The organism is Ruegeria sp. AB7, assembly GCF_056542625.1.
This window is the reverse complement of sequence record NZ_JBQGAC010000002.1, coordinates 1-19,314: the sequence shown is the minus strand read 5'-3', so window position 1 is coordinate 19,314 and position 19,314 is coordinate 1. Positions and strand designations below refer to the sequence as shown.

Genomic DNA, 19,314 nt, shown 5'->3' with positions numbered 1-19,314 from the left:
ATGGCAAAACTCGGTAAACGTACCCGCGCTGCGCGCGAAGCTGTCGCTGGCAAGGAAAACCTGTCGGTCGAAGAAGCCGTTTCCCTGGTCAAAGGCAATGCGACCTCGAAATTCGACGAGACCATCGAGATCGCTCTGAACCTTGGCGTTGACACTCGTCACGCAGACCAGATGGTTCGCGGCGTTGTTGGCCTGCCGAACGGTACCGGCAAAGCGATGCGCGTTGCTGTATTTGCTCGTGGCCCCAAGGCAGACGAAGCGAAAGAAGCGGGCGCAGATATCGTTGGCGCGGAAGACCTGATGGAAACCATTCAGGGCGGCACCATCGAATTTGATCGCTGCATTGCAACCCCGGACATGATGCCGATCGTCGGTCGTCTGGGCAAAGTGCTCGGCCCCCGCAACCTGATGCCGAACCCCAAAGTTGGCACCGTGACCATGGACGTGAAAGCGGCTGTGGAAGCAGCAAAAGGTGGTGAAGTTCAGTTCAAGGCGGAAAAAGGCGGCGTTGTGCACGCCGGTGTTGGCAAAGCGTCCTTCGACGAAGCCAAGCTGGTCGAAAACGTCCGTGCCTTCATCTCGGCTGTTGCGAAGGCCAAACCGTCGGGTGCCAAAGGCACCTATATGAAGAAAATCGCGCTGAGCTCGACCATGGGCCCGGGTGTGACTCTGGACGTGGCGGCTGCTGCGGGCGAATAAGCCTTAGCGTTAAGCTGTGAGAACTTGATCCCGGGTAGTGAGAACTGCCCGGGATTTTTATTGCGTGCCACATGAGAAACAGGCTGTAGCTGTGTGATAGCGTGGTTGCTTGCACATCAACTGAAATCTTGAAGTTTTGCCAATTTCAAACCCGGTTACAGCTACGCTGACTAAAAAGCAGCGATACGCACAAACATAGATTCAATGCCTCAGCAGCGGTGGCTAAAGAAGCGATTGAACTAGGGGGTGCGGTCTGACACAGTTCCCCCAATGTCGTGTAGTAGCTGTTCGAGAATACCCATCAATGAACCAAAATATTCGTCAGAAATCACTTCCAGAAGATCGACGCGCCTTTTGGGACCAATTTTATGCGAAATCGGCAGGGTCATGGGAGCTTACCTTGCCGTCGCAATTCGCAGCGTTTGTGGCAAATGAGATTGATCGGCAGTCACATGTCATTGACGTAGGGTGTGGGAATGCCCGTGACAGTTTTTTCTTTTCACGACACGGGTTCAAAGTGACCGGCATGGATGCGTCTGAGGCAGCGATCGCGTCAGCGCAAAAGCATGCACAAAAGCAGGGCGGCGACGATCTTGAATTTGTTCAGACCAATCTCGAAGATGGATTGGTTGAGCGTGTGTTGTCCGAGCGACGATCTGAAACCGTTTGCGTTTACGCTCGGTTCTTTTTGCATGCGATCACAGATGATGAAGAAGATGCTCTGATCCGGGCGCTGCGGAGCGGGTGTAGACTTGGCGATGTCGTGGCGTTCGAATATCGAACGTTGGCGGACCGAGCCACAACGAAAATAGCGGCGCCGCATTTCCGGCGATACGTAAGTGCGACGGATCTGGATTCAAAAATGGAAGCCTCAGAATTCCGAAAGTGTTATGGCGTCGAAGGCAGTGGTTTCGCAAAATATAAAACAGAAGATGCGATCGTCGCCCGCGCGATCTATGAAAAAACACAATGACAGAAGCAGAATTGATCAAGGAGCTCGCGTCGCTTCGCGAGCATGTTTTTACGCATGCTGCGGCCCAAACGGCACTACCACGACCTCGCAAAACGCGCCTTGCGGTTGAGGCGCTAAAGGATCCCATAATGCGCTTGGAGAACCAGTCGCTCTATGATGATTGGGAAGAGACATTTCTTCTTTTGTGCTGCCACAGAAGATTAAAGCCTGCCCGGACGCACGGTAGGCTGAAGCATATGGAAATTCGCTATGCAGAACAGGGTATGGAGGCGCGCTTTGCCTCGTTTTTTGAGCGCGTGAAGCAGACGCTACACCCCGATTACATTACACCACATGGCTATAACAGAACATTCGGAGAAAAGGCTGGCGATGATATCTTTTCAAAACTTGACGCCGAGCTTGAACCCGTAATTCGTTTAGGGAGGCCGATCATTCTATACGCTGGCGCGTTGTTGGGTCTCGTTCGAGAGGGTGGATTGATTGGTCACGACGACGATGTCGATTTTGCAGTGCATCTGGGTGAGTCTACGCTTGAAGGCGTCGCTGAAAAATGGATTGATTATCAGCGAGAGTTGCTCGCCAATGAGTGCCTGGATACCAATTCGTTAAAGCGTAATATACCAATCTTCAAAGTTAAAAATAATTTGGGTATTGATATAGATCTATTTCCAGCATGGACGGAAAACGGGCGCTTTAGCGTGTACCCGTACTCACTCAACGACTTGCCGGAAAGCGCGATTTTCCCGCTAAAATCACTTAATGGTGGGGAAATCATGCTGCCGCAGGACGCGCCAGCATTGCTGGCTCAGAGTTACGGTGAAAACTGGCGAATACCGGACCCGCTTTTTCATTTCCGTTGGCGGACTGCGCGCCGCAAGTTTGCACCTATGCTTCGGCACGACTTTACCGGCGGTTGAAAGCGCCCCGCCACCGTGCCCTCAAGCAGCGACCGCATTTGCACGATAGCGGTTAGTTGGCAGAATGCTTGGCCAGCTCTGCGCACAGATATTGAGCGATGTTTTAGCAAGCGTGTAGCTATGGTGCGCGCAGCGAAATCCGCAAGCCTTAGTGTCGGCTCGTTTTCTGGAAACCGAGATGCCTCAGAACAGTTTCAACTATGTGGCAACCCCTGCGCGGGAGGTACAAGCCGCCTAATTTTACCTCTTGGAAACCCGGCCTATCTGTCCTAAGTAGACCTGCGGAATAAAGCGTGCGATTCGTCGTGCGCTTTATTTTGTTTCGTCCAAGACGGTGGGTGGGTTCATCTGGCCCCTTAATTCCCTGCCTGAGACGGGTAAGACCAAAGAATTCTGAGGGTCACGATCCTCGGGCGCATTTTGGCCAATCCCGTAACAACGGACCTGAACGCCGGAGCGAAAGCTGCGGCAAATATGAGCCGGGGTGAGATATCGCCCCTAACTTGGAGAGAACTGTGGATAGAGCCCAGAAAGAGAAAGTGGTCGAGGAACTCGGCCAAATCTTCGAAAGCTCTGGCGTCGTAGTGGTTTCGCACTACGCCGGTCTGACAGTTGCCGAGATGCAGGACCTTCGCGCACGTGCTCGTGACGCGGGTGGTGCCGTGCGTGTTGCCAAGAACAGGCTCGCCAAAATCGCCCTTGAGGGTAAGCCGTGTGAAAGCATGGCCGACCTGCTGACAGGGATGACCGTTCTGACCTATTCCGAGGACCCCGTGGCAGCTGCCAAGGTGGCCGAGGACTTCGCCAAGGATAACAAGAATTTTGAGATCCTCGGCGGTGCAATGGGCGAGAACGCTCTGGACCGCAAAGGCGTCGAAACAGTTTCGAAAATGCCGTCTCGTGAAGAGCTTATTGCTTCGATCGTTGGCTGCATTGGCGCACCTGCTTCGAACATCGCCGGCGCGATTGGCGCACCTGCAAGCAACATCGCAAGCATCCTTTCCACCATCGAAGAGAAGGCGGAAGCTGCGTAAGCGGTTGGCACTGAATGATCTGCGTAGGGGAACCACCCTGACGTTGGAACACACACTGTAAAACGGAAAGAGCTAATACAATGGCTGATCTGAAAGCACTCGCAGAAAGCATCGTGGGTCTGACCCTGCTGGAAGCACAAGAACTGAAAACCATCCTCAAAGACGAATACGGCATCGAGCCCGCAGCTGGCGGCGCCGTAATGGTTGCAGCTGGTGGCGACGCCGGTGGCGCAGCTGAGGAAGAAAAAACCGAATTCGACGTCGTTCTGAAGAACGCCGGCGCTTCGAAAATCAACGTGATCAAAGAAGTTCGCGGCATCACTGGTCTGGGCCTGAAAGAAGCCAAAGAGCTGGTCGAAGCTGGCGGCAAGATCAAAGAAGGCGTGTCGAAAGACGAAGCCGAAGAAGTCAAAGGCAAGCTGGAAGCAGCTGGCGCCGAAGTCGAGCTGGCCTAAGCCAACCGACAGGTGCATCGCTGATGCGCCGCAAAATTTGGCTGGGTCCGGAGAAATCCGGGTCCAGCCGAACCTGTCTTAGAAAGGGCCTCATTGTCTGGGGCGTTTTCTAAGACACGGTTTTCGGATCGGGAGGCCACCTTCGGGACGGTGGTCACGAATTGATCCGGACGTGTCGTCTCGATTGTGCAAGATGCCGGGGCCCGACGGTGTCTTTGCCCGCTGAGAACATCGAAAGGTGACATCTGACATGGCTCAAACGTTCCTTGGCCAGAAACGTCTTCGTAAATATTACGGCAAAATCCGCGAAGTGCTGGAGATGCCGAACCTCATTGAGGTGCAGAAATCTTCTTATGATCTTTTCCTGCGCTCCGGCGATGCAGAACAGCCCACAGACGGCGAAGGCATCAAAGGCGTGTTCCAGTCGGTTTTCCCGATCAAGGATTTCAACGAAACCTCCATTCTGGAGTTCGTGAAATACGATCTGGAAAAACCCAAATACGACGTCGAAGAGTGCATGCAGCGCGACATGACCTACAGCGCGCCGCTGAAGGTCACGCTGCGTCTGATCGTGTTTGATGTCGATGAGGACACCGGCGCCAAGTCGGTCAAGGACATCAAAGAACAGGACGTGTTCATGGGCGATATGCCCCTGATGACACCGAACGGCACCTTCATCGTGAACGGTACCGAGCGTGTGATCGTCAGCCAGATGCACCGCTCGCCCGGTGTGTTCTTTGATCACGACAAGGGCAAGACCCATTCCTCGGGCAAGCTGCTGTTTGCCTGCCGCATCATCCCGTATCGCGGCAGCTGGCTGGACTTTGAGTTCGACGCCAAGGACATCGTGTTCGCCCGTATCGACCGTCGTCGCAAACTGCCTGTGACAACCCTGCTTTATGCGCTGGGTCTGGATCAGGAAGCGATCATGGACGCGTATTACAACACCGTGTCCTACAAGCTGGACAAGAAGAAAGGCTGGGTTACGCCCTTCTTCCCCGAGCGTGTGCGCGGCACCCGTCCGACATATGATCTGATCGACGCGAAATCGGGCGAAGTGATTGCCGAAGCGGGCAAGAAAGTCACCCCGCGCGCGGTCAAGAAGCTGATCGACGAAGGTGCTGTTACCGACCTGCTGGTGCCCTTCGACAACATCGTCGGCAAGTATGTCGCCAAGGACATCATCAACGAAGAAAACGGCGCGATCTATGTCGAAGCCGGTGATGAGCTGACCCTGGAGTATGACAAAGACGGCGACCTGATCGGCGGCACCGTCAAGGACCTGATGGATGCGGGCATCACCGACATCCCGGTTCTGGACATCGACAACGTCAACGTTGGCCCCTACATGCGCAACACCATGGCTCAGGATAAGAACCTGAACCGTGAAAGCGCGCTGATGGACATCTACCGCGTCATGCGTCCGGGCGAGCCTCCCACCGTCGAGGCTGCGTCGGCTCTGTTCGACACCCTGTTCTTCGACAGCGAGCGCTATGACCTGTCCGCCGTTGGCCGCGTGAAGATGAACATGCGTCTGGCTCTGGACGCGCCGGACACCCTGCGCACCCTGCGTCGCGAAGACATCGTGGCCTGCATCAAGGCGCTGGTTGAACTGCGTGACGGCAAAGGCGACGTGGACGATATCGACCACCTCGGCAACCGTCGTGTCCGTTCGGTTGGCGAACTGATGGAAAACCAGTACCGCGTTGGCCTGCTGCGCATGGAGCGCGCGATCAAAGAGCGTATGTCGTCGGTTGAGATCGACACCGTCATGCCACAGGACCTGATCAACGCGAAACCGGCTGCTGCTGCTGTCCGCGAATTCTTCGGCTCGTCGCAGCTGTCGCAGTTTATGGACCAGACCAACCCGCTGTCGGAAGTCACCCATAAACGCCGTCTCTCAGCGCTTGGCCCGGGTGGTCTGACACGTGAGCGTGCGGGTTTTGAAGTTCGCGACGTACACCCGACCCACTATGGTCGGATGTGCCCGATTGAAACGCCCGAAGGTCCGAACATCGGTCTGATCAACTCGCTGGCCACCTTTGCCCGCGTGAACAAGTATGGCTTCATCGAAACACCGTACCGCGTCGTCAAAGATGCCGAGGTGACCGATGAGGTTCACTACATGTCCGCGACCGAGGAAATGCGTCACACCGTGGCGCAGGCCAACGCGACGCTGGACGCCGATGGCAAGTTCATCAACGATCTGGTTTCGACCCGTCAGGCCGGTGACTACACTCTTGCCCCGCGTGAGAATGTGGACCTGATCGACGTGTCGCCGAAACAGCTGGTTTCGGTCGCTGCATCGCTGATCCCGTTCCTTGAAAATGACGACGCCAACCGGGCCTTGATGGGCTCGAACATGCAACGTCAGGCGGTTCCGCTGCTGCGCGCCGAAGCGCCGCTGGTCGGTACCGGGATCGAGGAAAAGGTTGCGATCGACTCGGGTGCTGCGATCCAGGCGAAACGCGCCGGTATCATCGACCAGGTCGATGCCCAGCGTATCGTTATCCGCGCCACCGAAGATCTGGAACTGGGCGACGCTGGCGTTGACATCTATCGTCTGCGCAAATTCCAGCGTTCGAACCAGAACACCTGCATCAACCAGCGTCCGCTGATCAAGGTGGGTGACACCGTCCAGAAGGGCGAGGTCATTGCCGATGGTCCGTCGACCGATATGGGTGAACTGGCCCTTGGTAAGAACGTGGTCGTCGCGTTCATGCCGTGGAACGGTTACAACTACGAAGACTCGATCCTGATCTCGGAACGTATCGCGCGTGATGACGTCTTTACCTCGGTCCATATCGAGGAATTTGAAGTCGCCGCCCGTGACACCAAGCTGGGTCCGGAAGAAATCACCCGCGACATCCCCAACGTTGGTGAAGAAGCGCTGCGCAACCTCGATGAGGCTGGCATCGTTTACATCGGTGCGGATGTTGAGCCGGGCGATATTCTGGTCGGCAAGATCACTCCGAAGGGCGAAAGCCCGATGACCCCGGAAGAAAAGCTGCTGCGCGCCATCTTTGGTGAGAAAGCATCTGACGTGCGCGACACCTCGCTGCGCGTGAAGCCGGGCGATTACGGTACGGTTGTTGAGGTCCGCGTCTTCAACCGTCACGGCGTCGAGAAAGACGAGCGTGCGCTGCAGATCGAGCGTGAGGAAGTCGAACGTCTGGCCCGTGACCGGGACGACGAGCTGGCGATCCTCGACCGCAACATCTATGCGCGTCTGCAGGGCCTGATCCTGGGTAAAACCGCTGTCAAAGGCCCGAAAGGCGTCAAGGCAGGGTCGGTGATCACCGAGGATCTGCTGGAAACCCTGACCCGCGGTCAGTGGTGGCAGTTGGCGCTGGAAGGCGAGCAGGATGCACAGATCGTTGAGGCTCTGAACGAGCAATACGAAGTGCAAAAGCGCGCTCTGGACGCCCGTTTCGAGGACAAGGTCGAGAAAGTCCGCCGTGGCGACGACCTGCCGCCGGGTGTGATGAAGATGGTCAAAGTCTTCATCGCCGTGAAGCGTAAGCTGCAGCCGGGCGACAAGATGGCCGGTCGTCACGGGAACAAGGGTGTGATCTCCAAGGTAGTTCCGATGGAAGACATGCCGTTCCTGGCCGATGGTACGCCGGTTGACTTCTGTCTGAACCCGCTGGGCGTGCCTTCGCGTATGAACGTTGGTCAGATCCTTGAAACCCACATGGGTTGGGCCGCACGCGGTCTGGGTCTGAACATCGATGAGGCTCTGGGTGAGTACCGCCGGTCCGGCGATCTGACCCCGGTGCGCGAAGCGATGAAGCTGGCTTATGGCGAGGATGTCTACGAAGAAGGCATCACCGGTCTGGACGAGGATGGCCTGATCGAGGCTGCGGGCAACGTGACCCGCGGTGTTCCGATCGCTACCCCGGTCTTCGACGGTGCCAAAGAGGCTGACGTCAACGACGCGCTGGTGCGTGCGGGCTTCTCGGAAAGCGGTCAGTCGGTTCTGTTCGACGGGCGCACCGGTGAGCAATTCGCGCGTCCGGTGACTGTGGGCATCAAGTACCTGCTGAAACTGCACCACCTGGTGGATGACAAGATCCACGCGCGTTCGACCGGGCCGTACAGCCTGGTGACCCAGCAGCCGTTGGGTGGTAAGGCGCAGTTCGGTGGTCAGCGCTTTGGTGAGATGGAAGTCTGGGCTCTGGAAGCTTACGGCGCCGCCTACACCCTGCAGGAGATGCTCACCGTGAAATCTGATGACGTCGCCGGCCGGACCAAAGTGTACGAGTCGATCGTCAAGGGCGAGGATAACTTTGAAGCGGGCGTACCGGAATCGTTCAACGTTCTGGTGAAAGAAGTCCGTGGCCTCGGCCTGAATATGGAACTCCTGGATGCGGAGGTTGAGGAGTAAGGGCGCTGCCCTTTCTCCCGTCCCCCCTTCCGCAAGATTTGAGGTAACAAATGAACCAGGAAATCACCAACAACCCGTTCAACCCGCTGACGCCCCCGAAGGTTTTCGACGAGATCAAGGTCTCGCTGGCGAGCCCTGAGCGGATTCTGTCTTGGTCCTATGGCGAGATCAAGAAACCCGAAACCATCAACTACCGGACGTTCAAGCCTGAGCGTGACGGTCTGTTCTGCGCGCGTATCTTTGGCCCGATCAAAGATTACGAATGTCTATGCGGCAAATATAAGCGGATGAAATATCGCGGCGTTGTCTGCGAGAAATGCGGTGTGGAAGTCACCCTGCAGAAAGTCCGCCGCGAGCGTATGGGCCACATCGAACTGGCCGCGCCCGTCGCACACATCTGGTTCCTGAAATCGCTGCCGTCCCGCATCGGTCTGATGCTGGACATGACGCTGCGCGATCTGGAACGCGTTCTGTACTTTGAAAACTACGTCGTCATCGAGCCCGGTCTGACCGACCTGACCTACGGCCAGATGCTGACCGAAGAAGAGTACATGGATGCGCAGGATGCCTATGGCATGGATGCGTTCACCGCGAATATCGGTGCCGAAGCCATCCGTGAGATGCTGGCCCAGATCGATCTGGAAGCCGAAGCCGAGCAGCTGCGCGCTGATCTGGCCGAAGCAACCGGCGAGTTGAAGCCCAAAAAGATCATCAAGCGTCTGAAGGTTGTCGAATCCTTCCTCGAGTCGGGCAACCGGCCTGAGTGGATGGTCATGACCGTGATCCCGGTCATTCCGCCGGAACTGCGTCCGCTGGTTCCGCTGGATGGTGGCCGGTTCGCGACCTCGGATCTGAACGATCTGTATCGCCGCGTCATCAACCGGAACAACCGTCTGAAGCGTCTGATCGAGCTGCGCGCGCCTGACATCATTGTCCGCAACGAAAAGCGGATGCTGCAGGAATCCGTTGACGCTCTGTTCGACAACGGCCGTCGTGGTCGCGTAATCACCGGCGCCAACAAGCGCCCGCTGAAATCGCTGTCGGACATGCTGAAAGGTAAGCAGGGTCGCTTCCGTCAGAACCTTCTGGGTAAGCGCGTCGACTTCTCGGGCCGTTCGGTCATCGTGACCGGTCCGGAACTCAAACTGCACCAGTGTGGTCTGCCAAAGAAGATGGCGCTGGAGCTGTTCAAGCCGTTCATCTACTCGCGCCTTGAAGCCAAGGGTCTGTCTTCGACTGTTAAGCAAGCGAAGAAACTGGTCGAGAAAGAACGTCCCGAAGTGTGGGATATCCTCGACGAGGTGATCCGCGAACATCCTGTCATGCTGAACCGTGCGCCGACGCTGCACCGTCTTGGCATTCAGGCGTTCGAGCCGGTTCTGATCGAAGGTAAAGCCATCCAGCTGCACCCGCTGGTCTGCTCGGCCTTTAACGCCGACTTCGACGGGGACCAGATGGCCGTTCACGTCCCGCTAAGCCTTGAGGCGCAGCTGGAAGCGCGTGTTCTGATGATGTCGACGAACAACGTTCTGTCGCCTGCAAACGGTGCACCGATCATCGTTCCGTCGCAGGATATGATCCTGGGTCTGTACTATGTGACCCTCGAACGCGAAGGCATGCCGGGCGAAGGCAAGGTCTTCGGTTCGATCGAAGAAGTTCAGCACGCGCTGGACGCCGGTGAGGTGCATCTGCACTCGAAAATCACCGCGCGGATCACGCAGATCGACGACGAAGGCAACGAAGTTCAGAAGCGCTATGAAACCACTCCGGGCCGTCTGCGTCTGGGTGCATTGCTGCCGATGAACAACAAAGCCCCGTTCGAGCTGGTCAACCGCCTGCTGCGGAAGAAAGAAGTGCAGCAGGTGATCGACACCGTCTACCGGTACTGCGGTCAGAAAGAGTCGGTTATCTTCTGTGACCAGATCATGTCGATGGGCTTCAAAGAAGCGTTCAAGGCGGGCATCTCGTTCGGTAAGGACGACATGGTCATCCCGGATGACAAGTGGGGCATCGTTGATGACACACGCGGTCAGGTGAAGGACTTTGAACAGCAGTACATGGACGGCCTGATCACTCAGGGCGAAAAGTACAACAAAGTTGTCGATGCCTGGTCGAAGTGTAACGACCGCGTCACCGAAGCGATGATGAGCACCATCTCTGACGTTGCCAAGGCCGAAGACGGGTCGGATCAGGAGCCGAACTCGGTCTACATGATGGCCCACTCGGGTGCGCGTGGCTCGGTCACTCAGATGAAACAGCTGGGCGGTATGCGCGGCCTGATGGCCAAGCCGAACGGTGACATCATCGAGACGCCGATTATCTCGAACTTCAAAGAAGGTCTGACCGTTCTCGAGTACTTCAACTCGACCCACGGTGCCCGTAAGGGTCTGTCGGATACCGCTCTGAAGACGGCGAACTCGGGTTACCTGACCCGTCGTCTGGTGGACGTCGCACAGGACTGCATCGTTCGCGAGATCGACTGTGGTACTGAGCGTGCGATCACAGCCGAAGCCGCCGTGAATGACGGTGAGGTTGTTGCCTCGCTGGCCGAACGTGTGCTGGGTCGTGTGGCGGCTGACGATGTTCTGCGTCCGGGCACGGATGAGGTGATCGTGGCCGCTGGTCAGTTGATCGACGAACGCATGGCGGACACCATTGACGAAGCTGGTGTTGCGTCGATGCGCATCCGCTCGCCCCTGACCTGTGAGTCCGAGGAAGGCGTCTGCGCCACCTGCTACGGTCGTGACCTTGCACGCGGCACCATGGTGAACACAGGTGAGGCTGTCGGCATCATCGCCGCGCAGTCCATTGGTGAACCCGGTACGCAGCTGACGATGCGGACCTTCCACATCGGTGGTGTTGCGCAAGGTGGTCAGCAGTCGTTCCAGGAAGCCAGCCAGGAAGGCGTCGTTTCCTTCGAGAACCCGCAGATTCTGGTCAATGCCGCAGGCGAAAGCCTGGTTATGGGCCGGAACATGAAGCTGGTGATCAGCGACGAGCACGGCGAAGAGCGTGCCAGCCACAAGCTGGGCTATGGCTCCAAGCTGTTTGTCAAGGACGGCACCAAGGTTGCTCGTGGCGACAAGCTGTTCGAATGGGATCCCTACACCCTGCCGATCATCGCCGAGAAAGCCGGTACCGCGAAATATGTCGACCTTGTTTCGGGCCTTGCGGTCCGGGATGAGACCGACGATGCAACCGGCATGACGCAGAAGATCGTGATCGACTGGCGCGCGGCCCCCAAAGGCAGCGACCTCAAGCCCGAGATCATTCTGGTTGGTGAAGATGGCGAGCCGGTCCGCAACGATGCGGGCAACCCGGTTCACTATCCGATGTCGGTGGATGCGATCCTGTCGGTCGAAGATGGTCAGCAGATCGAAGCCGGCGACGTTGTTGCGCGTATCCCGCGTGAAGGCGCCAAGACCAAGGACATCACCGGTGGTCTGCCACGTGTGGCCGAACTGTTCGAAGCCCGTCGTCCGAAAGACCATGCGATCATCGCAGAAGCCGATGGTTACGTGCGCTTTGGCCGCGACTACAAGAACAAGCGCCGCATCAGCATCGAACCGGCTGACGAGTCCATGGAGACCATCGAATACATGGTACCCAAGGGCAAGCACATCCCGGTCGCCGAAGGGGACTTCATCCAGAAGGGTGAATACCTGATGGACGGTAACCCGGCTCCGCATGACATCCTGTCGATTATGGGTGTCGAAGCGCTGGCGGATTACATGATCGACGAGGTGCAGGACGTCTACCGCTTGCAGGGCGTTAAGATCAACGACAAGCACATCGAGGTCATCGTGCGCCAGATGCTGCAGAAGTGGGAGATCCTGGATTCAGGTGACACCACCCTGCTGAAAGGCGAACATGTCGACAAGCAAGAGTTCGACGCAGCCAACGAGAAGACTATCTCGCGTGGCGGTCGTCCGGCTCAGGGTGAGCCGATCCTTCTGGGGATCACCAAAGCTTCGCTGCAGACGCGTTCGTTCATCTCGGCGGCGTCGTTCCAGGAAACCACTCGCGTGCTGACCGAAGCCTCGGTTCAGGGCAAGAAAGACAAGCTGGTTGGCCTGAAAGAGAACGTCATCGTTGGTCGCCTGATCCCTGCCGGTACCGGTGGGGCCACTCAGGCCGTCCGCCACATCGCGCAATCGCGTGACAACGTGGTTATCGAAGCCCGCCGGGAAGAGGCCGAAGCGGCCGCTGCTCTGGCCGCTCCGACCTTCGACGACGACATGGTCGGTGATGAGCTGGACGTTCTGGTGGAAACACCGGAAAGCCGCGAATAGGCACCCTCAATAACTAAGAAAGGCCCCGCGATCTCGCGGGGCCTTTCTTGTTGTGAGCGCTCCGAGGCGAACTCTCACAAAGATAGTTACTAATGTGACCCGGTTTGTGGCATGCTTTCGTCAACAAAGGAGGGGGCCGCAATGACAACTCGTCAAACGCATGGGCGAAAGCGCCTGTATGACAGTATTTTGGACACCGTCGGAGACACGCCAAGCATACGAATAAACAGGATCGCGCCCTCAAACGTGACGGTTTACGTAAAATTCGAAGCGTTTAACCCGGCCAGTTCTGTCAAAGATCGCCTTGCCCTCAACATCATCGAAGCGGCAGAACGCGACGGTAGCTTAAAACCGGGTCAGACAGTAGTTGAGGCGACCTCGGGGAATACCGGTATCGGGCTGGCGATGGTCTGCGCGGCCAAAGGCTATCCCTTGGTTGTGACTATGGCCGACAGCTTCTCGGTCGAACGACGCAAGCTGATGCGGTTTTTGGGGGCAAAAGTTGTCCTGACACCGCGCGCGCAAAAGGGGTTCGGCATGTATACCAAGGCCAAGGAACTGGCCGAGCAGAATGGCTGGTTTCTAGCCAGCCAGTTTGAAACCGCAGCCAACGCCGATATTCACGAAAATACCACCGCGCAGGAAATCTTGGGTGACTTTGATGGGCAGAATCTCGACTATTGGGTTACGGGCTATGGCACTGGCGGGACGGTCTCGGGCGTGGCCCGGGTGCTGAGGAAAGCGCGCCCTGAGACCAAGATCATCCTGACCGAGCCTGCCAATGCAGCCATTGTGTCGTCGGGGTATGTAAACACCCGCAACGAAATACACCAGCCGACCGAGAGCCACCCGAACTTCGAACCGCATCCGATACAGGGTTGGACGCCTGATTTCATTCCGTGGGTTCTGCAGGAGGCCATTGATAACTCTTACTATGATGAGTTGATTCCCGTTCCCGGTAGCGACGGTATTGCATGGTCGCGCCGTTTGGCCGCGGAAGAGGGGATTTTTACCGGTATTTCTGGTGGCTCGACCTTTGCGGTCGCGATGAAACTGGCCGAGACTGCTCCGGAAGGTTCCGTCATGTTGGTAATGCTGCCAGATACGGGCGAGCGTTACCTTTCGACACCATTGTTTGATGGCGTAGAAGAGGAGATGACGGATGATGAGATCGAGATCTCGAAATCTACGCCTTCCGCCCAGATGACAGATTGAAACGACTGACAAGCCGACAGTTGGTGTAACTCGTCGGAACTATTACTGCAGGATTGTCCGGCGCATATTGACTTCGTGATCGATTGAACAGTGAGTACGGCGATATATTGAAGACCGGGTGTTGATTAAATGAGTCCTAACGTTAAAGGCGCGCTGCTGATGATGGGCAGCATGGCGGCCTTTACCGTCAATGATGCGTTGGTGAAAGTGGTGGGGCAAGATCTGCCTCTGTTCCAACTTGTGACCATGCGCGGAGTTTTGGCGACAGTTCTTGTGTTGATAATGGCCCGTTATCTTGGGGCGCTTCACCTGAATTTTCCCCTCCATGACAAATGGCTTATCGCATTACGTTGCCTGGCAGAGTTGGCGGCGACCATCTTCTTTTTAACGGCTCTGATGCACATGCCGCTTGCCAACGTTACGGCAGTTCTACAGGCGTTGCCGCTGACCGTGACTTTGGGTGCTGCCTTATTCTTCGGTGAAGTAATTGGATGGAGACGTATTGCTGCAATTGCGCTTGGGTTCGTCGGTATGTTGTTGATCGTTCGGCCCGGTCCTGAAGGATTCAGCATCTATGCGATTTACGCATTGATTGCGGTTGCTTCCGTTACAGTTCGCGATTTGATCACCCGCCGAATGTCAGCTGAAGTACCTTCTATGGTGGTAACACTGGCGACATCCCTCACTATCACATTGGCAGCGATCATCGTCTCCACGTTTGAAGGATGGGTGCCGGTCTCGACCGCATCTGGAGCGATGATCGCCAGCGCTGCGGTCTTTGTTCTGATAGGCTATCTGTTCAGTGTCATGGTGATGCGCGTGGGCGAGGTCGGTTTTGTTGCGCCATTTCGCTATTCCAGCCTGCTTTGGGCACTGGGACTGGGGTGGGCTGTGTTTGGTGACTGGCCGGACGCGATCACAATGCTGGGTGGTGCATTGGTAGTTGGGGCAGGGATGTTCACTCTGTTTCGCGAACGGTCGCGTCAGGCGGAGAAGTGAGGCAAACGTACGAAACCGGGGTTTAGCGCGAAACGCGTGGCAAAATCGGTCTCGATTTCGGGCGTGATCGGCGCAAGCTGCGCCTTCTGCTTTTCAGCGCGCGGCGAGTCGTTGGAGTTGTTCAATGTCCTGATCCACATCGGGCGATCAGGATAACTGACCACTGGCATGAAACGCCCGATCCGGTTGTGGGTAAAACTTATGATCGTGTGGTCGCACCCGCCCGCGATAAGCATGCCCAAGCCCACCCCAAGCAGAGATTTGTAGACTTGTGCCGCCCGAACCCGATTCGGCCCAAAGCTGGCCTGGTATCCGTTGTTGAAATCGAGGCCTATGGCCTGATTTTTTCCAATCAGCCCGGCAACATCATCGGCGGACTCGCGCAGTCTTTCGATGAAATCAATCGAAATGCTGTCGTCGTCATCGTGGCGAAATTGAAGACAGGGCCGGTCCGGGTTTGAACGCGCTTCCTGAAGGATTCGTTTCATGACCTGCCGGTGTTTATGGCTTGGTTCGACGGGTCTTTGGACAATTCGTACCTGCTTGATGTCAGCGGTGAGGTCCTTAATCCGGTCGAGCGCCTTTCGCGGCAGACAGTCCCCAACAACGACCAGAAGCTGATAGTCCCCATCTGTCTGCGTGCGAAAGCTGGGCAACGTCACAGATTCGAACAAGCGGAACCGCTCTTCCAGACGAGCAGGGTTGTAGAGATGGGCGCGCCGATCTGCGACCGTGTCATGTTCGATCTGGAAATCGCCCAGAGCAGGGAATGAAAATCGGCACAGGCCAAAGACTTGCATGGGGCATCCAATGGTTTACAGGGCATGCTCACTATGCATCCGGTGCCGAAGTGCTGCAATGCGTCGATGCAGTGGGAATCTCCATTAGTTCCTGATAGACGGCCGGAGCTCTTACGCACAACACACCTTTCCCGCTGGGCTGTTGACACTCGGGCCGACTCCCCTTAATACGCGCGACATCTCGGTACCGGGGGCCGCCCCATAACCGATTTCAGTAATGAACTGGTCAAGGCCCGGACACTTTTATCGTTCGCGCCCTCTGATAACAAACCGCGACGTTCACCTCGGAATGGGAACGCTCGCGGGTTTTGCGCTTGTGGACGCATGAGTGCAGCGAATTTAACCGCACGCAACGCGCGTGCATGTCATGTGTGTTGCAAAACGGGGAAGAAACCGGAATGCCAACTATTCAACAGCTGATCCGCAAACCGCGGCAGCCCAAAGTAAAACGCTCGAAGTCCATGCACCTGGAGCAGTGCCCGCAGAAACGCGGCGTCTGCACCCGCGTGTACACCACCACACCGAAGAAGCCGAACTCGGCTATGCGTAAGGTTGCCAAAGTGCGCCTGACCAACGGGTTCGAGGTGATCTCGTACATCCCGGGTGAAAGCCACAACCTGCAGGAACACTCGGTTGTTCTGATCCGTGGTGGCCGTGTGAAAGACCTTCCCGGTGTGCGTTACCACATCCTGCGCGGTGTTCTGGATACTCAGGGCGTCAAAGACCGTAAGCAACGCCGTTCGAAATACGGCGCGAAGCGTCCCAAGTAAGAAGGAGAGGCTGATATGTCACGTCGTCACGCCGCCGAAAAACGCGAAGTCCTGCCTGACGCCAAATTTGGCGACAAGGTACTGACCAAATTCATGAACAACCTGATGATCGACGGCAAGAAGTCGGTCGCAGAGCGCATCGTTTACAACGCGTTTGACCGCGTTGAGAACAAGGTAAAGCGCGCTCCTGTCGAAGTGTTCCACGAAGCGCTCGACAACATCAAACCGTCGGTCGAGGTTCGCTCGCGCCGGGTTGGTGGTGCAACCTATCAGGTTCCTGTCGAAGTGCGCCCTGAGCGCCGCGAAGCACTGGCCATCCGCTGGCTGATCACTGCTGCGCGCGGCCGCAACGAAAACACCATGGAAGAGCGCCTTGCAGGCGAGCTGCTGGACGCCGTTCAGTCCCGCGGTACTGCCGTCAAGAAACGCGAAGACACCCACAAGATGGCCGAGGCGAACAAAGCCTTCAGCCATTATCGTTGGTAATCCGAGAGGCTTAGACCAATGGCACGCGAATATCCGCTCGAACTGTACCGTAACTTCGGTATCATGGCGCACATCGACGCAGGTAAGACCACCTGCTCGGAGCGTATCCTGTATTACACTGGTAAATCCCACAACATCGGTGAGGTGCACGATGGTGCAGCCACCATGGACTGGATGGAGCAGGAGCAGGAACGCGGCATCACCATCACTTCGGCTGCGACCACCACTTTCTGGGAACGCACCGAGGACGGTCAGACCGCAGAAACTCCTAAGCACCGCCTGAACATCATCGACACCCCCGGCCACGTTGACTTCACCATCGAAGTTGAGCGTTCGCTGGCGGTTCTCGACGGTGCTGTCTGCGTTCTGGACGCAAACGCCGGTGTTGAGCCCCAGACCGAAACCGTGTGGCGTCAGGCTGACCGCTACAAGGTTCCGCGTATGGTTTTCGTCAACAAAATGGACAAGATCGGCGCTGACTTCTTCAACTGCGTCAACATGATCGAAGACCGCACCGGCGCACGCGCTGTTCCGGTTGGTATTCCGATCGGTGCCGAGTCCGAGCTGGAAGGCCTGATCGACCTGGTCACCATGGAAGAGTGGCTGTGGCAGGGCGAAGATCTGGGCGCAAGCTGGATCAAAGCTCCTATCCGCGACAGCCTGAAAGACATGGCTGACGAATGGCGCGGCAAGATGATCGAAGCGGCCGTCGAAATGGACGACGACGCGATGATGGAATACCTGGAAGGCAATGAGCCCGACGTTCCGACCCTGCGCGCCCTGCTGCGCAAAGGTACTCTGGAAATCGCGTTCGTTCCGGTCCTGGGTGGTTCGGCGTTCAAGAACAAAGGCGTTCAGCCGCTCCTCAACGCTGTGATCGACTATCTGCCCAGCCCGCTGGACGTTGTTGATTACATGGGCTTCAAACCCGGCGACGAGGAAGAAGTTCGTGACATCGCCCGTCGTGCAGACGACGACATGGCCTTCTCGGGTCTGGCGTTCAAAATCATGAACGACCCCTTCGTTGGCTCGCTGACCTTCACTCGCATCTACTCGGGCACCATGAACAAGGGTGACTCGATCCTGAACTCGACCAAAGGTAAGAAAGAGCGCATCGGTCGTATGATGATGATGCACTCGAACAACCGGGAAGAGATCGAAGAAGCGTTTGCAGGCGACATCATCGCGCTGGCGGGTCTGAAAGACACCACCACCGGTGACACCCTGTGTGACGCGAAGGATCCGGTGGTTCTGGAAACCATGACCTTCCCCGATCCGGTTATCGAGATCGCGGTTGAGCCCAAAACCAAGGGCGACCAAGAGAAGATGTCTCAGGGTCTGGCCCGTCTGGCCGCCGAAGACCCGTCCTTCCGTGTGGAAACTGATCTGGAATCCGGTCAGACCATCATGAAGGGCATGGGCGAACTTCACCTGGACATCCTGGTTGACCGTCTGAAGCGCGAGTTCAAGGTTGAAGCGAACATCGGTGCACCTCAGGTGGCCTATCGCGAAACCATCTCGATGCCGGTCGAGCACACCTACACCCACAAGAAACAGTCGGGTGGTTCGGGTCAGTTCGCGGAAGTCAAGCTGGAGATCCAGCCGACCGAAGCAGGCGAAGGCTATTCGTTCGAAAGCCGCATCGTTGGTGGTGCCGTTCCGAAGGAATACATCCCCGGTGTTGAAAAAGGCATCAACTCGGTCATGGATAGCGGCCCGCTGGCCGGCTTCCCCGTGATCGACTTCAAGGTTGCCCTGCTGGACGGTAAGTTCCACGACGTTGACTCGAGCGTTCTGGCGTTCGAAATCGCATCGCGGATGTGTATGCGCGAAGGCATGCGCAAAGCTGGCGCGAAACTGCTGGAACCGATCATGAAGGTCGAAGTGATCACCCCGGAAGAATACACCGGCGGTATCATCGGCGACCTGACCTCGCGTCGTGGCCAGGTATCTGGTCAGGAACCGCGCGGCAACGCAATTGCGATTGATGCGTTCGTTCCGCTGGCGAACATGTTCGGCTACATCAACACTCTGCGTTCGATGTCGTCGGGCCGTGCCCAGTTCACCATGCAGTTCGACCACTACGATCCGGTTCCGCAGAACATCTCGGACGAGATTCAGGCGAAATACGCATAAGCGAAGATTTGAGGGAGCTCCGGCCAGGGGCTCCCTTCATTACCGAAAAAGGAGGCCATCATGGCAAAGGAAAAGTTTGAGCGTAATAAGCCGCACGTCAACATCGGCACGATTGGCCACGTTGACCACGGCAAGACCACGCTGACCGCAG

The 19,314-nt window shown here is 56.9% G+C and carries 14 protein-coding genes; 13 read left to right on the top strand and 1 reads right to left on the bottom strand.

The window, feature by feature from the left end; genetic code table 11:
* From rplA to ACR0EN_RS05980, 9 genes are all read left to right on the top strand, one after another.
* The gene (rplA, locus tag ACR0EN_RS06020; protein ID WP_010440987.1) at positions 1-699 is read left to right on the top strand and encodes a 50S ribosomal protein L1; all 699 of its coding nucleotides are present in this window, start codon (positions 1-3) and stop codon (positions 697-699) included.
* A gap of 304 nt (positions 700-1,003) precedes the next feature.
* Positions 1,004-1,672 carry a class I SAM-dependent methyltransferase gene (locus tag ACR0EN_RS06015; protein ID WP_480585722.1) on the top strand — a complete coding sequence of 223 codons (669 nt, stop codon included), beginning with the start codon at positions 1,004-1,006 and terminating at the stop codon, positions 1,670-1,672.
* On the top strand, positions 1,669-2,589 hold the full coding sequence (locus tag ACR0EN_RS06010) for a hypothetical protein (protein ID WP_170818451.1): 921 nt from the start codon (positions 1,669-1,671) through the stop codon (positions 2,587-2,589). The genes ACR0EN_RS06015 and ACR0EN_RS06010 overlap by 4 nt, the downstream gene beginning before the upstream one ends.
* 515 nt (positions 2,590-3,104) lie before the next feature.
* Positions 3,105-3,623 carry a 50S ribosomal protein L10 gene (gene rplJ, locus ACR0EN_RS06005; protein WP_010441181.1) on the top strand — a complete coding sequence of 173 codons (519 nt, stop codon included), beginning with the start codon at positions 3,105-3,107 and terminating at the stop codon, positions 3,621-3,623.
* Positions 3,624-3,703: 80 nt separating this feature from the next.
* On the top strand, positions 3,704-4,078 hold the full coding sequence (rplL, locus tag ACR0EN_RS06000) for a 50S ribosomal protein L7/L12 (RefSeq protein ID WP_010441182.1): 375 nt from the start codon (positions 3,704-3,706) through the stop codon (positions 4,076-4,078).
* Between the two features lie 250 nt (positions 4,079-4,328).
* Positions 4,329-8,465, top strand: a complete 4,137-nt coding sequence (gene rpoB / locus ACR0EN_RS05995) for a DNA-directed RNA polymerase subunit beta (RefSeq protein ID WP_480585719.1) — start codon at positions 4,329-4,331, stop codon at positions 8,463-8,465.
* 50 nt (positions 8,466-8,515) lie between these two features.
* On the top strand, positions 8,516-12,757 hold the full coding sequence (gene rpoC, locus ACR0EN_RS05990) for a DNA-directed RNA polymerase subunit beta' (protein WP_170398568.1): 4,242 nt from the start codon (positions 8,516-8,518) through the stop codon (positions 12,755-12,757).
* Positions 12,758-12,898: 141 nt separating this feature from the next.
* Entirely contained in the window at positions 12,899-13,972 is a 1,074-nt protein-coding gene (locus ACR0EN_RS05985; protein WP_170562473.1) for a pyridoxal-phosphate dependent enzyme, read from the top strand.
* 129 nt (positions 13,973-14,101) lie between these two features.
* Entirely contained in the window at positions 14,102-14,971 is an 870-nt protein-coding gene (locus ACR0EN_RS05980; protein ID WP_170398562.1) for a DMT family transporter, read from the top strand.
* Here the strand turns inward: ACR0EN_RS05980 and ACR0EN_RS05975 are convergent.
* Positions 14,956-15,771: a glycosyltransferase gene (locus ACR0EN_RS05975; RefSeq protein WP_170818455.1), complete on the bottom strand. Its 816-nt coding sequence runs from the start codon at positions 15,769-15,771 to the stop codon at positions 14,956-14,958. The two genes, ACR0EN_RS05980 and ACR0EN_RS05975, sit on opposite strands and share 16 nt — an antisense overlap.
* 398 nt (positions 15,772-16,169) lie before the next feature.
* Here ACR0EN_RS05975 and rpsL point away from each other — a divergent pair, with 398 nt between their 5' ends.
* The 4 genes from rpsL to ACR0EN_RS05955 form a co-directional block, all read left to right on the top strand.
* On the top strand, positions 16,170-16,541 hold the full coding sequence (gene rpsL, locus ACR0EN_RS05970; RefSeq protein WP_005621086.1) for a 30S ribosomal protein S12: 372 nt from the start codon (positions 16,170-16,172) through the stop codon (positions 16,539-16,541).
* Between the two features lie 15 nt (positions 16,542-16,556).
* Positions 16,557-17,027 (top strand): 30S ribosomal protein S7, encoded by a 471-nt coding sequence (gene rpsG / locus ACR0EN_RS05965; protein ID WP_010441203.1) that lies wholly within the window; start codon positions 16,557-16,559, stop codon positions 17,025-17,027.
* Between the two features lie 18 nt (positions 17,028-17,045).
* Positions 17,046-19,163 (top strand): elongation factor G, encoded by a 2,118-nt coding sequence (gene fusA, locus ACR0EN_RS05960; protein ID WP_170328783.1) that lies wholly within the window; start codon positions 17,046-17,048, stop codon positions 19,161-19,163.
* 60 nt (positions 19,164-19,223) lie between these two features.
* The coding region (locus tag ACR0EN_RS05955; protein WP_036223564.1) for a GTP-binding protein at positions 19,224-19,314 on the top strand (91 nt) is incomplete at its 3' end.